This window comes from Streptomyces pseudogriseolus (genome assembly GCA_002154585.1).
Lineage (GTDB): Bacteria > Actinomycetota > Actinomycetes > Streptomycetales > Streptomycetaceae > Streptomyces > Streptomyces pseudogriseolus.
Genome location: MUNG01000657.1, coordinates 1 through 260 on the forward strand (window position 1 = coordinate 1; position 260 = coordinate 260).

At 76.9% G+C, this 260-nt stretch carries 1 pseudogene; it reads right to left on the reverse strand.

Annotation, left to right across the window (positions count from 1 at the left end):
• Positions 1-260: pseudogene (locus CCN29_RS36665) on the reverse strand (ADP-ribosylglycohydrolase family protein); the annotation flags it as partial.

The following is a 260-nucleotide window of genomic DNA, read 5'->3' on the forward strand; positions in this document are numbered from 1 at the left end:
GTGAGGGCGGCGGCCAGCAGGGCGGTGTTGGGGACGGCGTGCACCCAGTGGTGGGTGGCGCCGTGGGCCGCGTGCAGCAGGTCGACGACGGTGTCGAAGTCGGCGTGCTCGCGGGCCAGCCGTACGGCGTCGCGGACGGCGCGGACGAGCCGGGAGCGGGGTGGGACGACGGTGAGTCCCGCGCGCAGACAGGCGTGCACGTCGCGCTCCCCGCCGGCCGCGGCGGCGATGACGGCGGCGGTGAACATGGCCGCGTACAC